Genomic DNA, 19,851 nt, shown 5'->3' with positions numbered 1-19,851 from the left:
AATTTGTTTTTCAAATCAAACAAATATTTTTTAATAGTTATGAAATCTTTACTATAAATGGTAACTTCTCTTTACGTATATATAAAGCATTATTCTATTATTAATACAAATACTATAATAAAAGGAGAGTATGGAGGGAAAAATTAATGAAGATAAGAGGGTCAGTAAAATTAGATAAGAAAACTAAAAATTTGACCACAAAAATTCATGATGGAGAAATTGCAGTTATTTGTCATAGAGACCTTGATGAGGTGGCAGCAAATTCTCTAATTCAAAGTAAAGTAGTAGCTGTAATTAATTGTGATAAATCTATTAGTGGTAGATATCCAAATTTAGGACCCTCTATACTGGTAAAGTCTAAGATCCCTATATTTGATGTGATAGAAGGAGATTTGTTTAATTTATTACAGGATGGGGATATTGTAGTAATTCAAGAAAACCAACTGATTTTTGAAAATAATCCTATTGGGATTTTACAACAATTAACAGAAAACCAAATCATTGATTTGTTAGAAAAAGCAGAAAGAAATTTAGAGATTGAGTTAGAGAAGTTTATTGACAATACTTTAACCTATGCCCATAAAGAAAAGGATTTCATTTTAGGCAAGTTGAAAATTCCTAAAGTAGATACAGAGTTTTCTAATAAGCAGGTTTTGGTTGTGGTGAGGGGTCAAAATTATAGGGAGGATTTAACTGCTATTTTTCCCTATATTAAAGAGGTAAAGCCTGTAATTATCGGTGTAGATGGTGGAGCTGATGCATTGTTGGAATTTGGTTTTATTCCTGACATTATTATAGGAGATATGGATAGTGTAAGTGATAACGCTTTAATAAAGTGTAAAGAAATTATAGTTCACGCCTATCCAAATGGTGAAGCTCCAGGATTAGAGCGAATAAATACACTAAATTTGAAGGCTAAAATATTTCCTGCACCTGGTACCAGTGAGGATATAGCCATGCTCCTAGCCTATGAGAAGGGGGCTGATTTAATTGTTGCGGTAGGTACCCATTCCAATATGATTGATTTTTTGGAAAAGGGTAGAAAAGGTATGGCAAGTACATTTTTAGTTAGATTAAAGGTGGGCTCAAAGCTTGTAGATGCTAGAGGGGTAAATAAACTATATCATGCCCATATAAAGTTAAAATATATCTTTTGGATTTTTTTTGCAGCAATGATTCCAATAGTTGTTACAATATCGATTTCTCAGCCTATAAGAAATTTGCTGACCCTATTAGTGATTCGACTTAGAATACTTTTAGGGGTTTAGGGAGGGTACTATGTGATTATTGATGTAAAATATTATATTATTACAATTACTGCCATATTTATCTCTTTAGGAATAGGTATTTTTATCGGATTTAATATGGATGGTGAAGATATCTATTTGAAGCAACAACAACAAATAGTAGATAGTCTTGAGGATAGGTTTAGTGAGTTTAGAATTGAAAAAGAAAGTCTACAAAAAAGAATTCAAGATTTAATAGTTCAAAAGGAAAAAAGAGATAATTTTATGGAGAGAATTTATTATGAAGTTATTGGAAATAAGTTAACAGGATTAAATATAGCTATCATACAAATGACTGATCACTATTATTATAATGATGTTAGAACAACCTTAGAAGAGGCTGGAGCCTTTGTACCAATAAAGGTTATATATAATCAACAGTTGATCCAATTAACAGATGAGGCATTAGAAAATATAAATTATTCCTTTGGATTATCCCTTAATAAGGAAGAGATACTTGAACTAATAAACAATAACATTATTCAACTGGTTACGGATAATAAGATGTCTAATTTATTGGATTTTTTAATAACAGAAGGATTTCTTCAGATAAATAAGTATGATGAAGACATTTCACCAATTCATCAAGTAATTATTGCAGCTGGAAATCAAATATCAAATGATAGAAGGAAAAATATTATAGATTTAAATTTAATTGAAGATTTAAAGTATAATGATATCCGGGTTATAGGGGTTGAAAGATTGGATATACTTAATTCTTCGATTCCTCTATATAAAAAGGCCAATATTTCTACCATTGATAATGTGGATACATTGATGGGTCGAATATCCCTGGTACTTGTTTGTAGTGGTAAAGAAGGTTCTTTTGGAGAAAAAGATACTTCGGAAGCATTGGCACCCGTAGGTAGCTTTTAGGGAGGAGGAATAGTTTGAATACAAATCCTAAGATTTCAGTAATTGTTCCAGCATTTAATGAAGGAGGAAGAATTATTAAAACATTAAATGCAGTTAAAAGGATTGATATAGTCTCTAAAATATATGTTATTGATGATGGTTCAAAGGATGATACTGTTAGACAAGTGGAGATTATAGAAGATATTATTTTAATAAAAAATATAGTAAATAGGGGAAAAGGTGCATCTTTAAAAAAAGGTATAGAAGAAGCTATAACCACATCAGATATTATTGTTTTCTTAGATGCAGATTTAGAAGAAAGTGCTGAAGAAGCCATCAAGTTAATTTATCCTATACTAGAGGATGACGCAGATGTTACGATAGGAAGGTTCCCTGCAGCTAAGAAAAAGGGAGGCTTTGGCTTGGTAAAGGCTCTAGCAAGATATGGTGTATATTTTAATACTGGAATAAAGTTAAATACAGTTCTTTCTGGTCAAAGAGCATTTAAGCAAGAGGTTTTAAGAGATCTTTCCTTTAATTACGAAGGCTACGGTATAGAATTGGGAATGACAATTGATATATTAAATAAAGGATATCGTGTAAAGGAAGTAGATGTAACAATGTTTCATAATGAAACCAGTAGAAATATTCAAGGCTTCATCCATAGAGGAAAGCAGTTTTGGCACATTTTAAAAGTATTAATTAAAAAAAGATAAGGCATAAATGAATTATTGGAGGCTATAAAATGGGACTTATGATTCTCGTTATTAGTATCTTTTTTACTAAAATAATTATATTCTATGTGATGAATATGTTATTGGATGGAAATGTAGTAGCTAAAAACTATAAAGGGGAGAGGATTCCCATTGGTATGGGTATTACCTTTATTCCTGTAATGATTATAAATACTTTATTGTTATTTTTTGTTTTTTATGAGACATATACTTCCTTGATGATTTTTTTCACGGCTATCACAACTATGGCCTTTGTAGGAATTATAGATGACTTAATAGGCAATAGAAATACATTAGGATTTAAAGGACATTTCCTTAGCTTCATAAAAGGAAAGTTAACGACAGGTTTCTTTAAGGCAGCAGTAGGTGGTATTATTTCTTTAGTAATTAGCTATGTTTATTCTAACACATTGATAGAGCTTGTTATCCATACCTTTGTGATAGCCCTATTTACCAACTTGTTAAACCTATTGGATTTAAGGCCTGGTAGAGCAATAAAAGGATATTTAGTTATTGCTCTACTCTTTATCCTAATGGGTGTCATTGGGTTGCCACGGTATATTCTTTTAAGTATTATAGGATACTGTGTAGGGTACCTGCCTCAGGATTTAAAAGCAAGGAGTATGATGGGCGATGTAGGTTCAAATCCATTGGGTATAAGTTTAGGTATAATAGCTGTTACAAGTTTTTCAATGACAATCAAATATCTATTGTTAGCTTTTCTAATAGTTATACATCTTATAGCAGAAAAATATTCTCTTTCAAATATTATCAAAAACAACGTACTTCTAAACTATATAGATGAGTTAGGAAGAAATTAAATAATAGTAGAGGTGAAGTAATTTATGATAGGGATAAAACAGGGGAAGGTAGTAGAAATTTTAGATAAAAAAAAAGAAAGGACAAAGATTGTTGTCTCGATAGATGGTAAAAAAGAGCCAGCAATAAACTATAATTTGATGACAGGGGAAGTTGATATAAACGATGAGGTGGTACTAAATACAACTGCTGTTGACTTAAGTTTAGGGACAGGGGGCTATCATTTTGTTATTTGCAACATAAATAAATTTTCAAACCAGCTAACTGGAGAGGGTCACATTATGAAGCTACGGTATACCCCTCTACAATTAAAGGTTTTTTCAGAAGAAGAGCAGGACCATCCTAATCATGATTTATTCAATAGATTTAAATCTTTAAATCAATTACCTGTTATTGTAGGAACACTCCATAGTATGCTATCCCCCATTGCAGCTACTTTGAAGTATTTACAGCCCCATATAAAGGTTAGTTATATTATGACAGATGCAGCAGCTCTACCCATATATTTCAGTGATACTGTGTATCACTTAAAGAAAAAGAGGCTAATAGATGCTACTGTTACGATAGGTAATGCGTTTGGTGGAGATATAGAGACGGTTAATATCTATAATGGATTGATTGCAGCCAAGGAGATAGTAAATAGCGATATTATTATTATTACTATGGGTCCTGGAATTGTAGGAACTGGAACAACCTATGGATTTACAGGTATTGAGCAGGGTAACATATTAGATTCGGTAAACGATTTAGAAGGGTTTCCTATTGCTGTTCCTAGAATAAGCTTTCAAGATAAACGGCAACGTCATTATGGAATAAGTCATCACAGCTTAACTGTTTTTAGTAAAATTACTAAAACAAAGTGTAATGTTATTCTCCCACAATTATCTGCTGATAAAAGGAAGTATGTCTATAAGCAAATGGAAAACTTGAAAATTTTAGAGAAACATAATATTATTGAAGAAGATGGTGCTGTACTATCTAATGCTCTAGAGCATTTTGATTTATCTGTTAAAACCATGGGAAGAAGTTTTTCTCAGGATCCTGCTTTCTTTTTAACCTGTAGTGCTGCTGCAAAATATGCTTTAAAGTTTAGTAGCAAATTTTTTTAAAATAGGTTAAGCAGGATTATTTTAAAAGGAGGATTCATTTATTTATGCCATTTGAAGAAAAAACATTGAAATCTGAACGTATATACGAAGGGAAAATTATTAATTTAAGGGTAGATACCGTAGAGTTACCTCATAAAAAATATTCTAAACGAGAAATAGTAGAGCACTCTGGAGCTGTAGGGATTTTAGCTATAACAGAAGAAAAAAATATTGTTTTAGTAAGGCAATTTAGAAAACCTGTTGAAGAAATACTTTTAGAAATTCCTGCTGGTAAAATCGAGGCCAACGAAACATCTGAAGTATGTGCTCTAAGGGAGCTTAAAGAAGAAACGGGTTTTGAAACCGATAATATTAGAAAATTATTGGATTTTTACACTACACCTGGTTTTTCTAATGAAATAATGCATATTTTTTTAGCACAAAATTTATCTAAAGGAATAGCAACACCCGATGAAGATGAGTATATTGAGATTGTACATATCCCTCTAGAAGAAGCAGTGAAAAAAATAATCAATGGAGAAATAAAGGATAGTAAAACAATCATAGCAATTTTAACTTATAAAAATTTGCTAGGTATAGAGTAAGGACATGTGTCATAAAACCTCCTTCTTTGGCATAATGATTTAAATATCAGTATACATAGAAATGGAGGTTGTTCTGTGTTTAATAGGGGTATGGATTTTTTGAAGAAGCATATAAAAGATAATTTGATAATCTACTCTATAATTGTACTAGTATTTTTAATAGGTCTTTCTGTTGGAGCATTTACTGTAAAAATAGTAGACAAACATCAAAAACAAGAACTTTTTTATTATTTAAGGGATTTTTTTCAGTTGTTTCATACAGATGAGCTTAGTAATAGTAGTATTTTAAAGCAATCTTTTATAAATAACATTCAATTGCTAATATTTAGCTGGTTTTTAGGGGTTTTAGTAATTACAGCTCCTCTTGTATTATTTATTATTGGTTTTAAAGGATTTGTTATAGGATTTACTGTTGGATTATTAATTGAAGAGTTTAAATTTTTAGGTGTTTTGATATTTATATTTGGTGTATTTCCTCAAAATTTAGTTATTATTCCTGTGTTTATTATAGCTTCTGTTATTTCTTTATCCTTTGCTATTAGTTTTTTAAGGGTAAAGCTACAAAAAATAAAGGATACTACCTTTTCTAAAAGACTCATATTTTATACTAGCTTATACAGTAGTCTATTAATTCTTATTATGGTGGCATGTTTTATAGAGGGTTACATTGCACCTGTGTTTATACGTTTAATTACTAGGAACATTATTTAGCCATTAGGTTTTTATAAAGATTTTATTCCAAATTTAAATTTCATGCAGGAATTATTAATCATTTGTTGAATAGTTTTTATAGCAATGATAAAGGGAGAATTTAAATATGGAACAACTTATTTTGAAGTACACCGACTATTTAACAACTGAAAAAGAATTATCCACTAATACTTTAGAGTCTTATCTAAGGGATGTAAAGCAGTACCTAGATTATTTAAATAAAAATGAAGTTAATGATATTTCTTATACAACTAAAGCTACAATTATTACATATTTAGTTTATTTACAGGATAAGGGGAGAGCAGTATCAACAATATCTAGGAGTATTGCTTCAATTCGATGTTTTTATCAATATTTAGTGCAGAGTAAGATGGTTCCAAAGGACCCTACATTAAACATAGAATCTCCAAAGACAAAAAAGAAATTACCAAGTATTTTGTCCCTAGAAGAGGTAGATGTTTTATTAAATCAACCTGAGGCTTGGACAAGTAAAGGTATGCGGGATAAGGCTATGCTTGAGCTTTTGTACGCCACTGGTATTAGGGTGTCGGAATTGATCTCTCTAACAATTAATGATGTCAATTTAAGCTTGGGCTTTGTCAAATGTTCATCCTCTAATAGAGAAAGAACTATACCTATAGGAACTCTAGCTCTAAAAGCATTGTTAGATTACTTAAATAAAGCTAGAGGCTCTTTTGTCAAAACTGATAATCAAGATTTACTTTTTTTAAATATGCAGGGTGGTGGTTTAACCCGGCAAGGATTTTGGAAAATTATTAAAGCTTACACAAAGCAGGCCAATATAGAAAAGACTATTACCCCCCATACATTAAGACATTCCTTTGCTACCCACCTAGTACAAAATGGTGCAGATTTAAAGTCTGTTCAAGAGATGCTAGGACATTCAGATATATCTACTACACAAATATATGCAAACATTACAAAAAACAAAATCAAGGATGTCTATAATAAAACTCATCCAAGGGCCTAGTTTAGGTCCTCTTTTAAATGTTATAATAGATCATTAAAGAATTAAATTATATTTATTGTTGAAGGGTATAATAATATAAAAATTAAATAAAGGAGGAATTTTATGATTAATCGTGTTGTTATATTTGTCATAGATAGTGTTGGTGTAGGAGCATTACCTGATGCCGGTGATTTTGGAGATGTTGGAGCAAATACTTTAGGCAATATTGTTAAAAAAGAAGGCAAAATAAATTTATCTAATTTAAGAAGACTGGGTCTGGGTAATATTGATGATATTTCCGGAATAGAAGCTATAGATTATCCTTTAGGGGCTTTTGGTAAATCCTTAGAGGTATCCCACGGCAAGGATACAACTACTGGCCATTGGGAAATAGCTGGATTACATCTTACAAAGCCCTTTAATACCTATCCTAATGGTTTTCCTAAGGAAGTAATGGAGGAGTTTGAGAAAAGAATTGGAAAAAAAACTTTAGGTAATAAACCAGCTTCAGGAACCGTTATTATTGAAGAGCTAGGGGAAGAGCATATGAAAACGGGGTATCCTATAGTATACACCTCAGCGGATAGTGTGTTTCAAATAGCTGCCCATGAAGAAATAATATCTCTTGAAGAGCTTTATGAAATTTGCAAAGTTGCTAGGGAGATCATGATGGGGGATCAAGCAGTAGCTAGAGTTATAGCTAGACCCTTCATAGGAGAAGTAGGCAAATTTACAAGAACCTCTAATAGGCGAGATTTTTCTCTTAATCCCTCTGAAGAAACAATTTTGGATATTGCTAAGAATTATGGGTTAGATGTCATAGCCGTTGGTAAGATTGAGGATATTTTTAATGGACAAGGGATTACAGAGGCCGTACATACAAAAGATAATATGGCAGGTATAGATGAAACAATAAATTATCTACAAAAAAACAACAAAGGTATTATTTTTACAAACCTAGTAGATTTTGATTCTAAGTATGGTCATAGAAGAGATGCCAAGGGTTATAAAGATGCATTAGAAGAAATGGATGCTAGAATTCCTGAACTATTAGAGAACTTAAGAGAAGATGATATTATTATTATTACGGCTGATCATGGTAATGACCCAACCTTTAAAGGTACGGATCATACTAGGGAATATATTCCTATCATTATTTATGGTGATAAAGTTAATAGCAATGTTAATTTAGGAACAAGGAAATCATTTGCTGATATTGCTGCTACAATTTCTGATATTTTAGGTATACCATCTACCGGTAAAGGAGAAAGCTTTAAAAATCAAATTATAGGATAGGAAGTTGAAGCAATCAACCAATCAAAAAAGAAAAAAGAAGAGGTAGCAACAAAGGATGGTAAACAGAGACTGTAAGGGAAGTCTCTGTTTTTCTAAATTCCTTCTTGTATAACTAAACCCTTTGATGGAAAACCTAACATTAAAATAGATACAAGGAGGAGAACTATGAGAAAAAACATTATTAAAGTTATTTGTATACTATTTGTAATTACTATGGTTTTTAGCAACTATGCAGTTGTAACCTACGCTCAGCCCTTCGATATAAATGGTAAAGCAGCTATTCTAATGGATGTATCAACAGGTACAGTTCTTTATGAAAAGAATATCCATGAACCATTACCACCAGCCAGTGTAACAAAGATTATGACAATGCTCTTAGTAATGGAGGGTTTAGAAAGTAATAAAATTACCTTAGAAGATAAAGTAGTGGTTAGTGAAAGGGCTTCCTCTATGGGAGGTACACAAATTTACTTAGAACCAGGTGAGGTTCAAACAGTAGAGAATTTGATGAAGGGGATAGCAATAAGATCTGCAAATGATGCATGTGTTGCTATAGCTGAACATATTGCTGGAACTGACGAGCTATTTATTGAAAAGATGAATGCTAGGGCTAAGGAACTAGGTATGGAAAATACTAACTTTGTTAATACAAATGGACTTCCAGCAGAAGGACATGTTACATCAGCCTATGACGTTGCTTTAATGTCTCGAGAACTATTAAAGCATAAAGAAGTGCATCGATGGTTAACGACTTGGATGGATACGGTGGATGTAGGCAGACGAACTACTTCTACGCAGGAATTGGTTAATACAAATCGATTAATTAGAACATATAAAGGTAGTACAGGAATAAAAACTGGATCTACCTCTGAGGCTAAATATTGTTTGTCAGCTTCAGCAACTAGAGGAGCAACAAGTTTAATTGCCGTTATACTAGCAGCCCCTACTTCTCCAATTCGATTTAGTGAAACAACAAAGCTACTGGATTATGGTTTTGCAAACTTTAACACAGTAAAGATTGTAGAAAAAGATGGGATTTTGGGAAGTATACCAGTTGAAAAGGGAAGAGTTCAGGAAGTAAAGGTTGTAGGTCAGGATGATTTAAAGGTACTGGTGAAAAAAGGGGAAGAAGGATCTGTAAAAAAGGAAGTTATTTTACCTCAATCTGTGAAAGCACCAATAATTAAAGGAGAAAAAATAGGAGAAGTTATTGTTACATTAGAGGGTAAAGAAATAGGAAAAGTAGATATTACAAGTTCAGAAACAGTGGAACGGGCATCAGTGTTAAATATGTTGAGTAGAATGTTTCAAAGAATGATGGGTCATTAGATATAGCATTTGATATATTAAAATAAATATTTAGATATACTAATTAGAAGTAGTACAGAAATGTACTGCTTTACTTTTTGTTAAAATATATGTATGTTATAATGAATTAGTCAAACATAGCAAAGGAGCGGTAGAATGAAGGTAATTATCAGTCATGAGAATTTGGATTTTGATGGAATTGCCAGTATGGTGGCTTGCTCAAAAATTTATCCAGAAGCTATTATGGTTTTTTCTGGAAAGGTAAGCAATGATGTGAAAAAATTTTATAGTCTTTATAAAAACATACTACCTATAAAACAGGCTAGCACTATCGCTATTGATGATATCGAGGAATTAATCATTGTTGATACTAATTCCCTTAAAAGAATAGGAAAGTTTAAGGCGTTTAAAAAAGACAGTAGTTCTATTGTTATTTATGATCATCATATGGAATCATCCCATGATACTATCAAGGATGCTAAAAAAATAATAAAACCTTATGGAGCTTGCACTAGTATTTTAATAGAAGAAATTAAGAGAAAAAATATTACTATTACATCTTTTGAGGCCACTTTATTTGCTTTAGGTATTTATGCTGATACAAACTGCTTAACGCTACCCCATACAAAGCCTCAGGATGCAGAGGCAGTAGCTTATCTTTTAACAAAGAATGCAGATCTAGCAATCGTCAATGAATATATGGAAGGCTCCTTTGGTAAGGATTACAATCAGTTGTTTTTATCTCTTTTGTTAAACATGGAAACTATAGAAATTAATCACTATAAAGTGATTGTTTCCCTTTATAAAAGCGACCTATACATTGGGGAATTAGGCTACATAGCTAGCAAAATGCTTGGGCTCCAAAATTGTGATGCAGTATTCCTCATTGTAGAAATGGAAAACCGCTGTTATATTATAGGTAGAAGTTCAAAGGAAGAGATTAATATACCTCATATTTTACAAGAATTTAAGGGAGGTGGCCATGCTGGAGCTGCTTCAGCTACTATAAAGCATGGTGACTTGCAAAACATAAAAGAAGTAGTGTTAGAGAATTTACATAGAAAAATCAAGCCCCAGATAACCGCTAAGGATATAATGAATTATCCTGTTAAAACAGTTAAAGAGAATATGACAGTAGAAGAAGTTAATAAGATTATGCTGAGGTATGGACATACAGGAATGCCCGTCATAAAAGACAATCATATCATTGGTATTATATCTAGAACAGATATAGACAAAGCTATGATACATAGTCTTAGTCATGCTCCTGTTAAAGGTTTTATGACAAGGGATGTTAAAACTATTGAGTCTAACACATCCTTAGCTGAAATTAATGATTTGTTAGTTAAAAATAATATTGGAAGATTGCCTGTAGTAGAAGGTAAAAAAATCATTGGTATTGTAACTAGAACGGATTTGTTAAGAATGCTTCATGGACAAAGTCATCCCTATTGGTACAAGGAAAATTTTCAAGAGACAACGGAAGAAACGGTAAATTGCAAGGAAAAGATTAAACAGCTACCTAAGGATATCTATTATCTTCTGAAGACTGCAGGAGAGGTGGGAGATTATTTAGATAAAAAGGTTTTTGTAGTAGGTGGATTTGTTAGGGATTTATTATTAGGAAAAGAAAATTTAGATATAGATTTAGTCATAGAGGGGGATGGACTTCTATTTGCCAATGAATTACATAGTAGGTTAGGTGGAAATTTAATAGAGCATAAGGAGTTTGGAACAGCTTGTATTGAACTTGAAAATGGTAATACATTAGATGTTGTAACTTCACGAAGGGAGTATTATGAATATCCTGCTGCATTACCAGTTGTGGAGCGAAGTTCAATATGGAATGATCTTTTTCGAAGGGATTTCACCATAAACTGTATGGCTATTCAAGTTAATAAAGATAGCTTTGGAAGACTGATTGATTATTTTGGTGGTTTGGAGGATATGAGACATAAGAAAATTAGAGTATTGTATAATCTAAGCTTTATTGAAGACCCTACTAGAATTTTAAGGGCACTCCGCTTCGCCTCCAGGTTAGGCTTTAGGATCGAAGATGAAACTAATAATTTTATAGAGGAAGCTATCAAGGATGGTATGATAGGTAAAGTAAGTGTTGATAGAATTCGAGAAGAGATTCTCTTGCTCCTAGATGATAGATATTTAGATAAAAATATATTATCTCTTCTTAATCATTACAATATTTTTCAGGCCCTGCACCCCCAGCTTATAGTTACCGATATAAAGATAAATAAAGTAAAGGACATTCAAAAATCTATTGAAGTTTTTAGCACCTTCTACAAAGAAAAAGTAAATAAGAAGCTTATTGTTATCATGGAGTTGTTAGATGATTTACCTATTGATGAAATTTTCCAGGTAATCAATAAATTTGTTCCCCATAAATCATCAATCTTAAATATACAAGCTACATTGGAGGAAAAAGAGCATACTTATAAAATCCTTGATACAGAAGACTTAGACAGGTATACACTCTATAATACATTACATAAACATAGTATGGAGGGGTTGATATTTTACTATAACAATTGTACTAATGGATATATAAGACATTATATTACGTACTATATGGTGAACCTAAGAAATATAAAAGCCAGCATATCGGGAAAGGATTTGGTGGATTTAAATATAAAGCCAGGACCAACCTATAAAATAATTTTTGACGCTATACTTAAAGCTAAGGTTCTTGGGGAAATATATGATAGAAGAGATGAAATAAACTATGCCTATAGACTATATGAGGAAATCAAGGGGGGGAGAGATGGTGTTTAATCTAGATTTAACTACAATTTTACTAACCTTACCAGGAATATTATTGGCACTAACAGTCCATGAATTTTCTCATGCATATAGTGCCTATCTATTAGGAGATCCTACAGCTAAGCATTATGGGAGATTGACCTTGAATCCAATGTCTCATATTGATATTGTAGGCTTTCTAATGCTTATATTTTTTAGATTTGGATGGGCTAAACCAGTTCCTATTAATCCCAATAATTTTGTTAATAGAAAGGCTGGATATTTCATTGTATCTATTGCTGGTCCTATCTCTAATATTATATTGGCAGTATTCTTAACACTAGGACTAGGGTTAGCCATAAAGTTTGAATTAAGTGTATTTATCTATGATTTGTTGTATTTTGCTATATTTATTAACTTAGTATTGGCGGTATTTAATTTATTTCCTATACCTCCTTTAGATGGATCAAAACTACTTTTAACTATCTTACCTAGTCGTTTTGAATATAAATATTATGAACTACAGAAGTATTCTTATGTTCTATTATTTTTATTAGTTTACTTCCGTATTATTAATAAGATGTTATTTCCTATAGTAACTTATATGCTTAATATGTTAATGGGTTTAGTTATTTATATAATTTAGGAGGAATTAAATGGGCTATACAATAAAAATAGAAGCTTTTGAAGGTCCCTTTGACCTATTATTCCATCTTATAGAAAAAAACAAAATTGATCTTTATGATATACCTGTTAATGAAATTACGGAACAATATCTTTATTATCTTTATGAAATGGAAAAATTAGATTTAGATATTGCCAGTGAGTTTTTGGTAATGGCAGCTACATTAATAGAGATCAAATCTAAAATTCTCTTGCCTAATGAAGTCTTAGAGGATGAAGAAGTTGAAGAAGACATTGACCCTAGGAGTCAATTGGTGAAACGATTACTAGAATACAAAAAATATAAAGCTGTGGCAGAAGAATTGAGGAAGAGAGAAGTTTACTATAACAAATTATTCTTTAAACAGAGGGAAGAAATCCTTATAGAATCCTCTAAATATGATACAGTTTTTGAAAATTTAGAGGTTAAGGACTTAATAAATGTTTTTAACAAGATGCTTTTTAATAAGAGTAATCAAAGGAATGAAGCCTTGTCTCATATAAGACAAATAAATAGAGAGCCAGTAACAATAGAAGATAAGTTAAATAGTATTATGAAAAAACTAGAAATAGATAAAAGAATCTGCTTTACTAGTATTTTTACATCGTTAACAGATAAAATAGAGATTGTTGTCACATTTTTAGCCTTATTAGAATTGATGAAAATGAAGAAAGTAAAGGTTATACAAGAAAAATGTTTTGACGGTATAACAATAGAAGGAATAAATTAGGAAATTACCAGAGGTGTTGTTTATGGATAAAGAGGAAATGAAATCAATTATAGAAGCAATATTGTTTGTATGGTCGGAGCCAATATCGTCTAAGGAATTAAGCCGAGCTTTATCAATAGATAGTAATGAAGTAAAAGCTGTTTTAAAAGATATGATGAATGACTTTAATTTTCATAAGAGAGGTATACAAATTATTGAAATGAATGATTATTACCAACTGTCAACAAGACCTGAACATTATAACTATATTAAAAACCTCGTAGAGCCTAAGCAAAACAAAGGTCTAACACAAGCTGCAATGGAAACATTGGCAATTATAGCTTATAAACAGCCTATTACTAAAGTAGACATTGAAGAGGTTCGAGGGGTTAAGTGCGATAAGGCAATTAGTACCCTACAAGAAAAGAATTTAATAGAAGAGCAGGGGAGATTAGAGAGAATAGGTCGACCTATCGTCTACGGTACTACTTTAAATTTTTTAAAAACATTTGGATTGAAATCCCTTGAGGAGCTCCCAGATATAAGTGAATTTAAATTACTAACGCAGGAGCAGCAGGAGGAGGAAGTAAGAGACATTTTCACTAAATAAATGATAAAAGCCACTCATTCTAAATCATCTAAGAAGGGGTGGCTTTTATAGTGGAGTTTAGTCAGAAGTTTTATTATTAAAATAGAATAAACAAATAAGTCTATAATAAGAAAAAATGGAAAAAATAGTAATACTACGGTTTTGAGGTGATTTGATGCTATATTACTTATTAATAGGCTTTGTTACTTTTTTAACACTATTCATAGGGATTCTCTTTGTCAATATAAAGATTGACTTGGGCATGATGAGAAAAGGGGAGAATGACGAAATTAATATTAGAATATCTGCGTTAAAAGAATTGATAAAATATGAAACAACTATTCCTTTTGTAGATTTTTTTGATGGTGGACGTTCTATTATAAGGGCAAGGATTTATAAAAAAGCTAAAATAGCTAGGACAGAGGCATCTCTTAGTGGAGAGGAAGGACAAAATGAGGGATTGAATTTTGATGAAATTAAAGCTGGGATAGATTTAATAAAATATTTTTATAGAAGATATTGGAAAGTTTACCAATATATTAATAGAAAAATTATCATTCATCAAATTCAGTGGTGTACTGAAATAGGATTAGAAGATGCGGCAGTTACAGCTATTGCAAGTGGATTCTTGTGGGCAATTAAGTCTAATATTATTGTTTTTTTGAAGACTGGATTTACACTCAAGGATATCCAAATTAATGTTATTCCTTGTTATGCTTCTGAAAAGCTTACAACAACTTTTCATTGTATAGTCACCTTGAAAATAGGATATATTATAAATGCGGGTATAAAAATGCTTTTAATAAAACTTAAGGGTGGTGGAAAATTTGAGCGAGCATCCAATTGAAGCATTAATGAAAACAACAATGGAAAGTATTAAAGAGATGGTAGATGTCAACACAATTGTTGGAGATGCTGTTGAAACTCCAGATGGAACAGTAATCATACCTATATCAAAGGTATCCTTCGGATTTGCATCTGGAGGTGGTGACTATGTAAATAGAGATTCTTCAGATAACCAAAGTCAAGAGGATGAAAATAATAAATATGATAAGGAAAAGTTTCCTTTTGCAGGTGGTGCTGGTGCTGGTGTTTCTGTACAACCTGTAGCATTTATGGTGGTTGGTAATGGGCACATAAAGCTCATGCCAGTTGATCAAAGGGCTAATATGATTGATAACCTCATCACTACTGCACCGAAGGTTGTTCAAAGTATTCAAAGTATGTTCAGTAATAAAGAAAAATCAGATGGTGGAGCCAACAATATAATTACCTATGAATAGAGGATATTTTTTATATCCTCTATCTTTTGTAGATAAAGTAATCTTAATATTGATTTGAAAGTTTTTCATTATAATCGTATAATATATACAACAAAGTTATTTCCATAAAAAAGGGGGGAGAATATGGATATAAGAGATGCTGTTGAAATGATTTGGGATAATAGAAAGTATATTACTAATGATGCTAAAACTGCCATCAGCCACCTAAATGAAGAAGTAGCAGAATCGTTAAAGGCATTAATGAAGGATGATTTAGATAAAGCTAAACGAGAACTTCAGGATGCAATGTCTTGTTTATTTATAGCCATGAAGGTTTTAGATGTAGATGTGGAGGAATCAGTTAATAGACAAATAGAACAAATGAAAAAAAGAAATAGCAAGATTATGATTTTTAAGGAAGATAAGGTTGAAATCTATGTAGATGGAACTTTAAAGGGTGGTTGGTCCATTTGGGGTAATGAGGATATACGAGAAGCAGAAAAATTAGCTAAAGAATTTGGGTGTGAAATTCGCCATGAATTTGATAAAAAAGAACAAAATGATAAGTAATGAAACATTACTTATCATTTTTTATGGCTTTTTTAGAATGATAACCCTCACTTTTGTTCATAATAATTTACGTACATTATTTATTATATGAAATGAGGTAAGTGCTATGTATAAGAAAGCAGCACTTGTAGTAGTGATGCTGGTTTTTCATTTAATATCTCCCCATCAGGTGTGGGCTGAGGAGATACAGTGTAATGGTAAAGCTGGAATTGTGATGGATGTAGAAACTGGTAGAATATTATATGAAAAAAATATTTTTGAAGAACTACCAATGGCTAGTACTACTAAAATTATGACAGCACTTTTGGCTATTGAAAATATTCCCTTAGATAAAAAAGTGGAGATTCATCCAAAGGCTCAGGGGGTAGAGGGCTCTTCTATATATTTAGAAGCAAATGAAAAAGTAAGGATGATTGATCTACTCTATGGGCTAATGTTGAGGTCAGGTAATGATGCGGCAGAAGCTATAGCCTATGAGGTCAGTGGTTCTATAGAGGAATTTGCAGTCCTCATGACTGCAAGAGCCAGAGAACTAGGGGCAAATAATACAAGCTTTATGAATCCCCATGGTTTACATGATGATAATCACTATACAACTGCTTATGATCTTGCTGTCATTACAAGAGAAGCCCTTAAAAATCCTACTTTTAAACAAATTGTTAAAACTAAGTTTTGGGTAGCTGAAAGGGAGGGATATAAGCATTTTACTAACAAAAATAAAACCTTGAATATTTGTGAAGGTGGAGATGGAGTAAAAACTGGATTTACTAAAAAAGCAGGAAGATGCTTAGTTGCTTCGGCTACTAAAAACAATATGCAATTTATTGCAATAACATTAAATGATGGGGATTGGTTTAATACCACAAAACAATTATTAGAATACTCTTTTGAAAAATATCAGCCCTATAAGCTAGTGGAAAAAGGGGATATAATTAAACAAATTATGGTGGAGAATGGTACTAAAGATTATCTTTATGTAAGGGCGCCGAGAACAATCATCATTCCTGTTATAGAGGGAGAAGAAGAAAAAATAATATCTGTCATACAAACTCCTACGCTTCTTGATGCACCTATAATAAATGGCCAGGTTATTGGCAAGATGTTAACTTATTTAAATGGAGAATTAATAGATACCCAAAGCTTATTAGCTAATGAAAACATAGATAAGTTAACTATAAAGGAAAGAGTATTAAAGTTTCTAAAAATATATTAGAGTCAAATAAAAGAACTAAGCAGCTAATAGCAATAGCTGCTTTTTTGTGGTGGTTTCTCATAAAACTTTGTAACACAATTGCCTTAAAAAAATATTCTAATATTATAGTATGTTTTTGATGGAAGAAGGAGGGAAAGTATGAGCGAGCACCGTTGGCAGTGTATTGATGCTGGGAGTGATTATTGTCCATGTTATTTAGCTGAAACTATGGATTGCATTACTTGTTCACATTTACAAGAAAAGGAATTTTGCGACTGCGATTGGAGAGGTGTATGTATTTATCAAGCATTTACATTTGAAGGTCATAAAAAGAAGAATCCTAGAGGGGATATTAGGGCTGAAATTACAGAACGAGAGGAGTTAGGGGATCGACTCATAGTTTTCACATTAAAAGTCCCTCATACATTAGCTAGGCAGGTAAATCAACCTGGCTCTTACATTTTTATTCGTAATGAAAATTTTGGTCAATATTTTGATATTCCCATCTCTGTAATGAGTGTTGATAGCAGAAGAGATTATATAAAAATAGCAGTAGAAATTCATGGTGTAAAAACAAAAACCATTAAAAGTGCAGATAACTATATGTTAATAAGGGGTCCTTATTGGAATGGAGTATTTGGACTAGAATATTTAAAGCAGACACAAAATACCAATTGTTTAATCATAGCTAGAGGAATTGCTCAAGCACCAGCAATTCTCGTAATTCATTATCTTTTAAGAAATAACAATAATATAGATTTGATACTGGACAGAGGATCAATAAATTATAATTTCATAGAAGAATACTGTGACATAAACTCAACAATAGAATGCAATTTATATGAGTCCGAAGGAACAAAGGCTTTAGAAAAACAGTTGGACACTAAAACCTATGGTGTTGTTTTTTTAGGAGGATCTGATTATTTGAAGAGCAGATTGTTTTCTTCAATTGAAAAACTAGAGGGTATGAATGTAGTAAGAACAAACAATAATGAGTTGTGTTGTGGGGAAGGGATTTGTGGTTCATGTACTATGTATGATATAAATGGAATCCCTATTCGTACCTGTAAAACCCAAATAGTAAAAAGTCAAAGTTAGGAGGGGATTTCTTATGACAAAAACTAAAGTAGTTATTATAGGTGGGGGCTGGGCTGGCTGTGCAGCTGCTATAACAGCGAAAAAAGCTGGTGCCAATGTAGTTGTATACGAACGAACTGATATGGTGTTAGGTTTAGGTAATGTGGGAGGGATTATGAGAAATAATGGTCGTTATACAGCTACTGAAGAATCAATTTTGCTGGGAGCAAACGAACTTTTTGAGTTATGTGATAATTGTTCTAGACACAAAAACATCGATTTTCCAGGTCATCAACATGCAAATCTCTATGATGTAACTATTATAGAGCCTAGAGTTAGAAGATTATTAGAATACAAGGGTATTAAAATATATTTTCAACAAAGAGTCATAGATGTTATAAAGCAGGATAATAAAATAGCAGCTATTAAGCTTCAAGATAACAGTATTGTAGAGGGTGATGTATTTATTGAAACAACAGGATCCACTGGACCTATGGGTAATTGTTTAAAGTATGGAAATGGGTGTGCTATGTGTATCCTAAGATGTCCCTCTTTTGGTCCTAGAGTTAGTTTAAGTTATAAGGCTGGTGTAGAGGATATATTAGGTCAAAGATCTAATGGTTCCTTTGGAGCCTTTAGTGGTTCCTGCAAATTGAATAAGGACTCTCTATCTAAGGAAATAGTAGAGGAACTAAATAAAAAAGGAGTATTTGTAATTCCAGTACCTAAAGAAGATGTGAACATGGATAAGTTAAATATGAAGGTATGCCAACAATATGCGTTAAAGGAATATGCAGAAAATCTTGTATTGCTGGATACAGGTCATGCAAAATTAATGGCACCATTCTATCCATTAGAAAAATTAAGAAAGCTACCAGGTTTTGAGAATGTACGTTTTGAGGATCCATATGCAGGGGGAATAGGGAACTCTATTCGATATTTATCTATAGCTCCACGTAATAATGGTATGAAGGTTGATGGATTAGATAATTTACTATGCGGGGGAGAGAAGGGGGGACTCTTTGTTGGTCATACTGAAGCCATCGTAACCGGTAGTCTTGCAGGTCACAATGCAGTTCGAACTTTATTGGGAATGCCATTACTAGAGCTTCCTAGAAATCTTGCATCAGGAGATATAATTGCTTATGCTAATGAAGAAATTCTAAAAGAAGAAGGATTAAAAAGAAGATACACTTTTGCAGGGGGAGATTATTTTAAACGAATGAAGCAATTAAATTTATACACTACAGATACTAAATTATTAAGCAATAAAATAGATAGACTTAATCTATTAAATATATACTGTGAGAAATTAGTCTAAAACAATAGCAAATAAATTAACAGGGGAAACAAAACCCC

The 19,851-nt window shown here is 31.9% G+C and carries 20 protein-coding genes; all 20 read left to right on the top strand.

Annotation, left to right across the window (positions count from 1 at the left end):
• Nucleotides 1-146 precede the first annotated feature (146 nt).
• The 20 genes from steA (at nucleotide 147) to BLS22_RS06975 (ending at nucleotide 19,813) form a co-directional block, all read left to right on the top strand.
• The gene (gene steA, locus BLS22_RS07070) at nucleotides 147-1,268 is read left to right on the top strand and encodes a putative cytokinetic ring protein SteA (protein WP_090552765.1); all 1,122 of its coding nucleotides are present in this window, start codon (nucleotides 147-149) and stop codon (nucleotides 1,266-1,268) included.
• A 12-nt stretch (nucleotides 1,269-1,280) separates the two neighbouring features.
• Nucleotides 1,281-2,162 (top strand): copper transporter, encoded by an 882-nt coding sequence (locus BLS22_RS07065; protein WP_090552763.1) that lies wholly within the window; start codon nucleotides 1,281-1,283, stop codon nucleotides 2,160-2,162.
• A 14-nt stretch (nucleotides 2,163-2,176) separates the two neighbouring features.
• Nucleotides 2,177-2,857, top strand: coding sequence for a glycosyltransferase family 2 protein (locus BLS22_RS07060; protein ID WP_090552760.1), 681 nt, complete (start codon nucleotides 2,177-2,179; stop codon nucleotides 2,855-2,857).
• A gap of 29 nt (nucleotides 2,858-2,886) precedes the next feature.
• Complete coding sequence (locus BLS22_RS07055) at nucleotides 2,887-3,696, top strand: MraY family glycosyltransferase (protein WP_090552757.1); 810 nt, start codon at nucleotides 2,887-2,889, stop codon at nucleotides 3,694-3,696.
• Between the two features lie 24 nt (nucleotides 3,697-3,720).
• Entirely contained in the window at nucleotides 3,721-4,803 is a 1,083-nt protein-coding gene (locus tag BLS22_RS07050) for a DUF3866 family protein (protein WP_090552755.1), read from the top strand.
• A gap of 44 nt (nucleotides 4,804-4,847) precedes the next feature.
• Nucleotides 4,848-5,387: an NUDIX hydrolase gene (locus BLS22_RS07045; protein WP_090552752.1), complete on the top strand. Its 540-nt coding sequence runs from the start codon at nucleotides 4,848-4,850 to the stop codon at nucleotides 5,385-5,387.
• 75 nt (nucleotides 5,388-5,462) lie between these two features.
• Nucleotides 5,463-6,098, top strand: a complete 636-nt coding sequence (spoIIM, locus tag BLS22_RS07040; RefSeq protein ID WP_244269488.1) for a stage II sporulation protein M — start codon at nucleotides 5,463-5,465, stop codon at nucleotides 6,096-6,098.
• Nucleotides 6,099-6,204: 106 nt separating this feature from the next.
• Nucleotides 6,205-7,089 (top strand): site-specific tyrosine recombinase XerD, encoded by an 885-nt coding sequence (gene xerD, locus BLS22_RS07035; protein ID WP_090552749.1) that lies wholly within the window; start codon nucleotides 6,205-6,207, stop codon nucleotides 7,087-7,089.
• A gap of 102 nt (nucleotides 7,090-7,191) precedes the next feature.
• Nucleotides 7,192-8,364: a phosphopentomutase gene (locus BLS22_RS07030; RefSeq protein ID WP_090552746.1), complete on the top strand. Its 1,173-nt coding sequence runs from the start codon at nucleotides 7,192-7,194 to the stop codon at nucleotides 8,362-8,364.
• Between the two features lie 165 nt (nucleotides 8,365-8,529).
• Complete coding sequence (locus BLS22_RS07025; RefSeq protein WP_176762086.1) at nucleotides 8,530-9,693, top strand: D-alanyl-D-alanine carboxypeptidase family protein; 1,164 nt, start codon at nucleotides 8,530-8,532, stop codon at nucleotides 9,691-9,693.
• Nucleotides 9,694-9,828: 135 nt separating this feature from the next.
• A complete protein-coding gene (locus BLS22_RS07020) occupies nucleotides 9,829-12,462 on the top strand; it encodes a CBS domain-containing protein (RefSeq protein ID WP_090552742.1) in 2,634 nt (877 codons plus the stop codon).
• Nucleotides 12,452-13,075, top strand: coding sequence for a site-2 protease family protein (locus BLS22_RS07015; RefSeq protein WP_090552740.1), 624 nt, complete (start codon nucleotides 12,452-12,454; stop codon nucleotides 13,073-13,075). The genes BLS22_RS07020 and BLS22_RS07015 overlap by 11 nt, the downstream gene beginning before the upstream one ends.
• A 10-nt stretch (nucleotides 13,076-13,085) precedes the next feature.
• A complete protein-coding gene (locus tag BLS22_RS07010; protein ID WP_090552737.1) occupies nucleotides 13,086-13,823 on the top strand; it encodes a segregation and condensation protein A in 738 nt (245 codons plus the stop codon).
• A gap of 22 nt (nucleotides 13,824-13,845) precedes the next feature.
• Nucleotides 13,846-14,412 carry an SMC-Scp complex subunit ScpB gene (gene scpB / locus BLS22_RS07005; RefSeq protein ID WP_090552734.1) on the top strand — a complete coding sequence of 189 codons (567 nt, stop codon included), beginning with the start codon at nucleotides 13,846-13,848 and terminating at the stop codon, nucleotides 14,410-14,412.
• A 154-nt stretch (nucleotides 14,413-14,566) separates the two neighbouring features.
• A complete protein-coding gene (locus tag BLS22_RS07000) occupies nucleotides 14,567-15,238 on the top strand; it encodes a DUF2953 domain-containing protein (RefSeq protein WP_090552731.1) in 672 nt (223 codons plus the stop codon).
• A complete protein-coding gene (ytfJ, locus tag BLS22_RS06995; RefSeq protein WP_090552728.1) occupies nucleotides 15,219-15,674 on the top strand; it encodes a GerW family sporulation protein in 456 nt (151 codons plus the stop codon). Before BLS22_RS07000 ends, ytfJ begins: the two co-directional genes overlap by 20 nt.
• 123 nt (nucleotides 15,675-15,797) lie before the next feature.
• Nucleotides 15,798-16,223 carry a MazG nucleotide pyrophosphohydrolase domain-containing protein gene (locus tag BLS22_RS06990; RefSeq protein ID WP_090552725.1) on the top strand — a complete coding sequence of 142 codons (426 nt, stop codon included), beginning with the start codon at nucleotides 15,798-15,800 and terminating at the stop codon, nucleotides 16,221-16,223.
• A gap of 106 nt (nucleotides 16,224-16,329) precedes the next feature.
• A complete protein-coding gene (locus tag BLS22_RS06985; RefSeq protein WP_090552723.1) occupies nucleotides 16,330-17,436 on the top strand; it encodes a D-alanyl-D-alanine carboxypeptidase family protein in 1,107 nt (368 codons plus the stop codon).
• 138 nt (nucleotides 17,437-17,574) lie between these two features.
• Nucleotides 17,575-18,513, top strand: coding sequence for a sulfide/dihydroorotate dehydrogenase-like FAD/NAD-binding protein (locus BLS22_RS06980; protein WP_090552720.1), 939 nt, complete (start codon nucleotides 17,575-17,577; stop codon nucleotides 18,511-18,513).
• 13 nt (nucleotides 18,514-18,526) lie between these two features.
• On the top strand, nucleotides 18,527-19,813 hold the full coding sequence (locus tag BLS22_RS06975) for an FAD-dependent oxidoreductase (protein ID WP_090552717.1): 1,287 nt from the start codon (nucleotides 18,527-18,529) through the stop codon (nucleotides 19,811-19,813).
• Nucleotides 19,814-19,851: the final 38 nt, after the last annotated feature.

The organism is Natronincola ferrireducens, from assembly GCF_900100845.1.
In the GTDB taxonomy this organism is placed as follows: Bacteria; Bacillota; Clostridia; order Peptostreptococcales; family Natronincolaceae; genus Natronincola_B; species Natronincola_B ferrireducens.
This window is presented reverse-complemented; position numbering and strand designations above follow the sequence as displayed.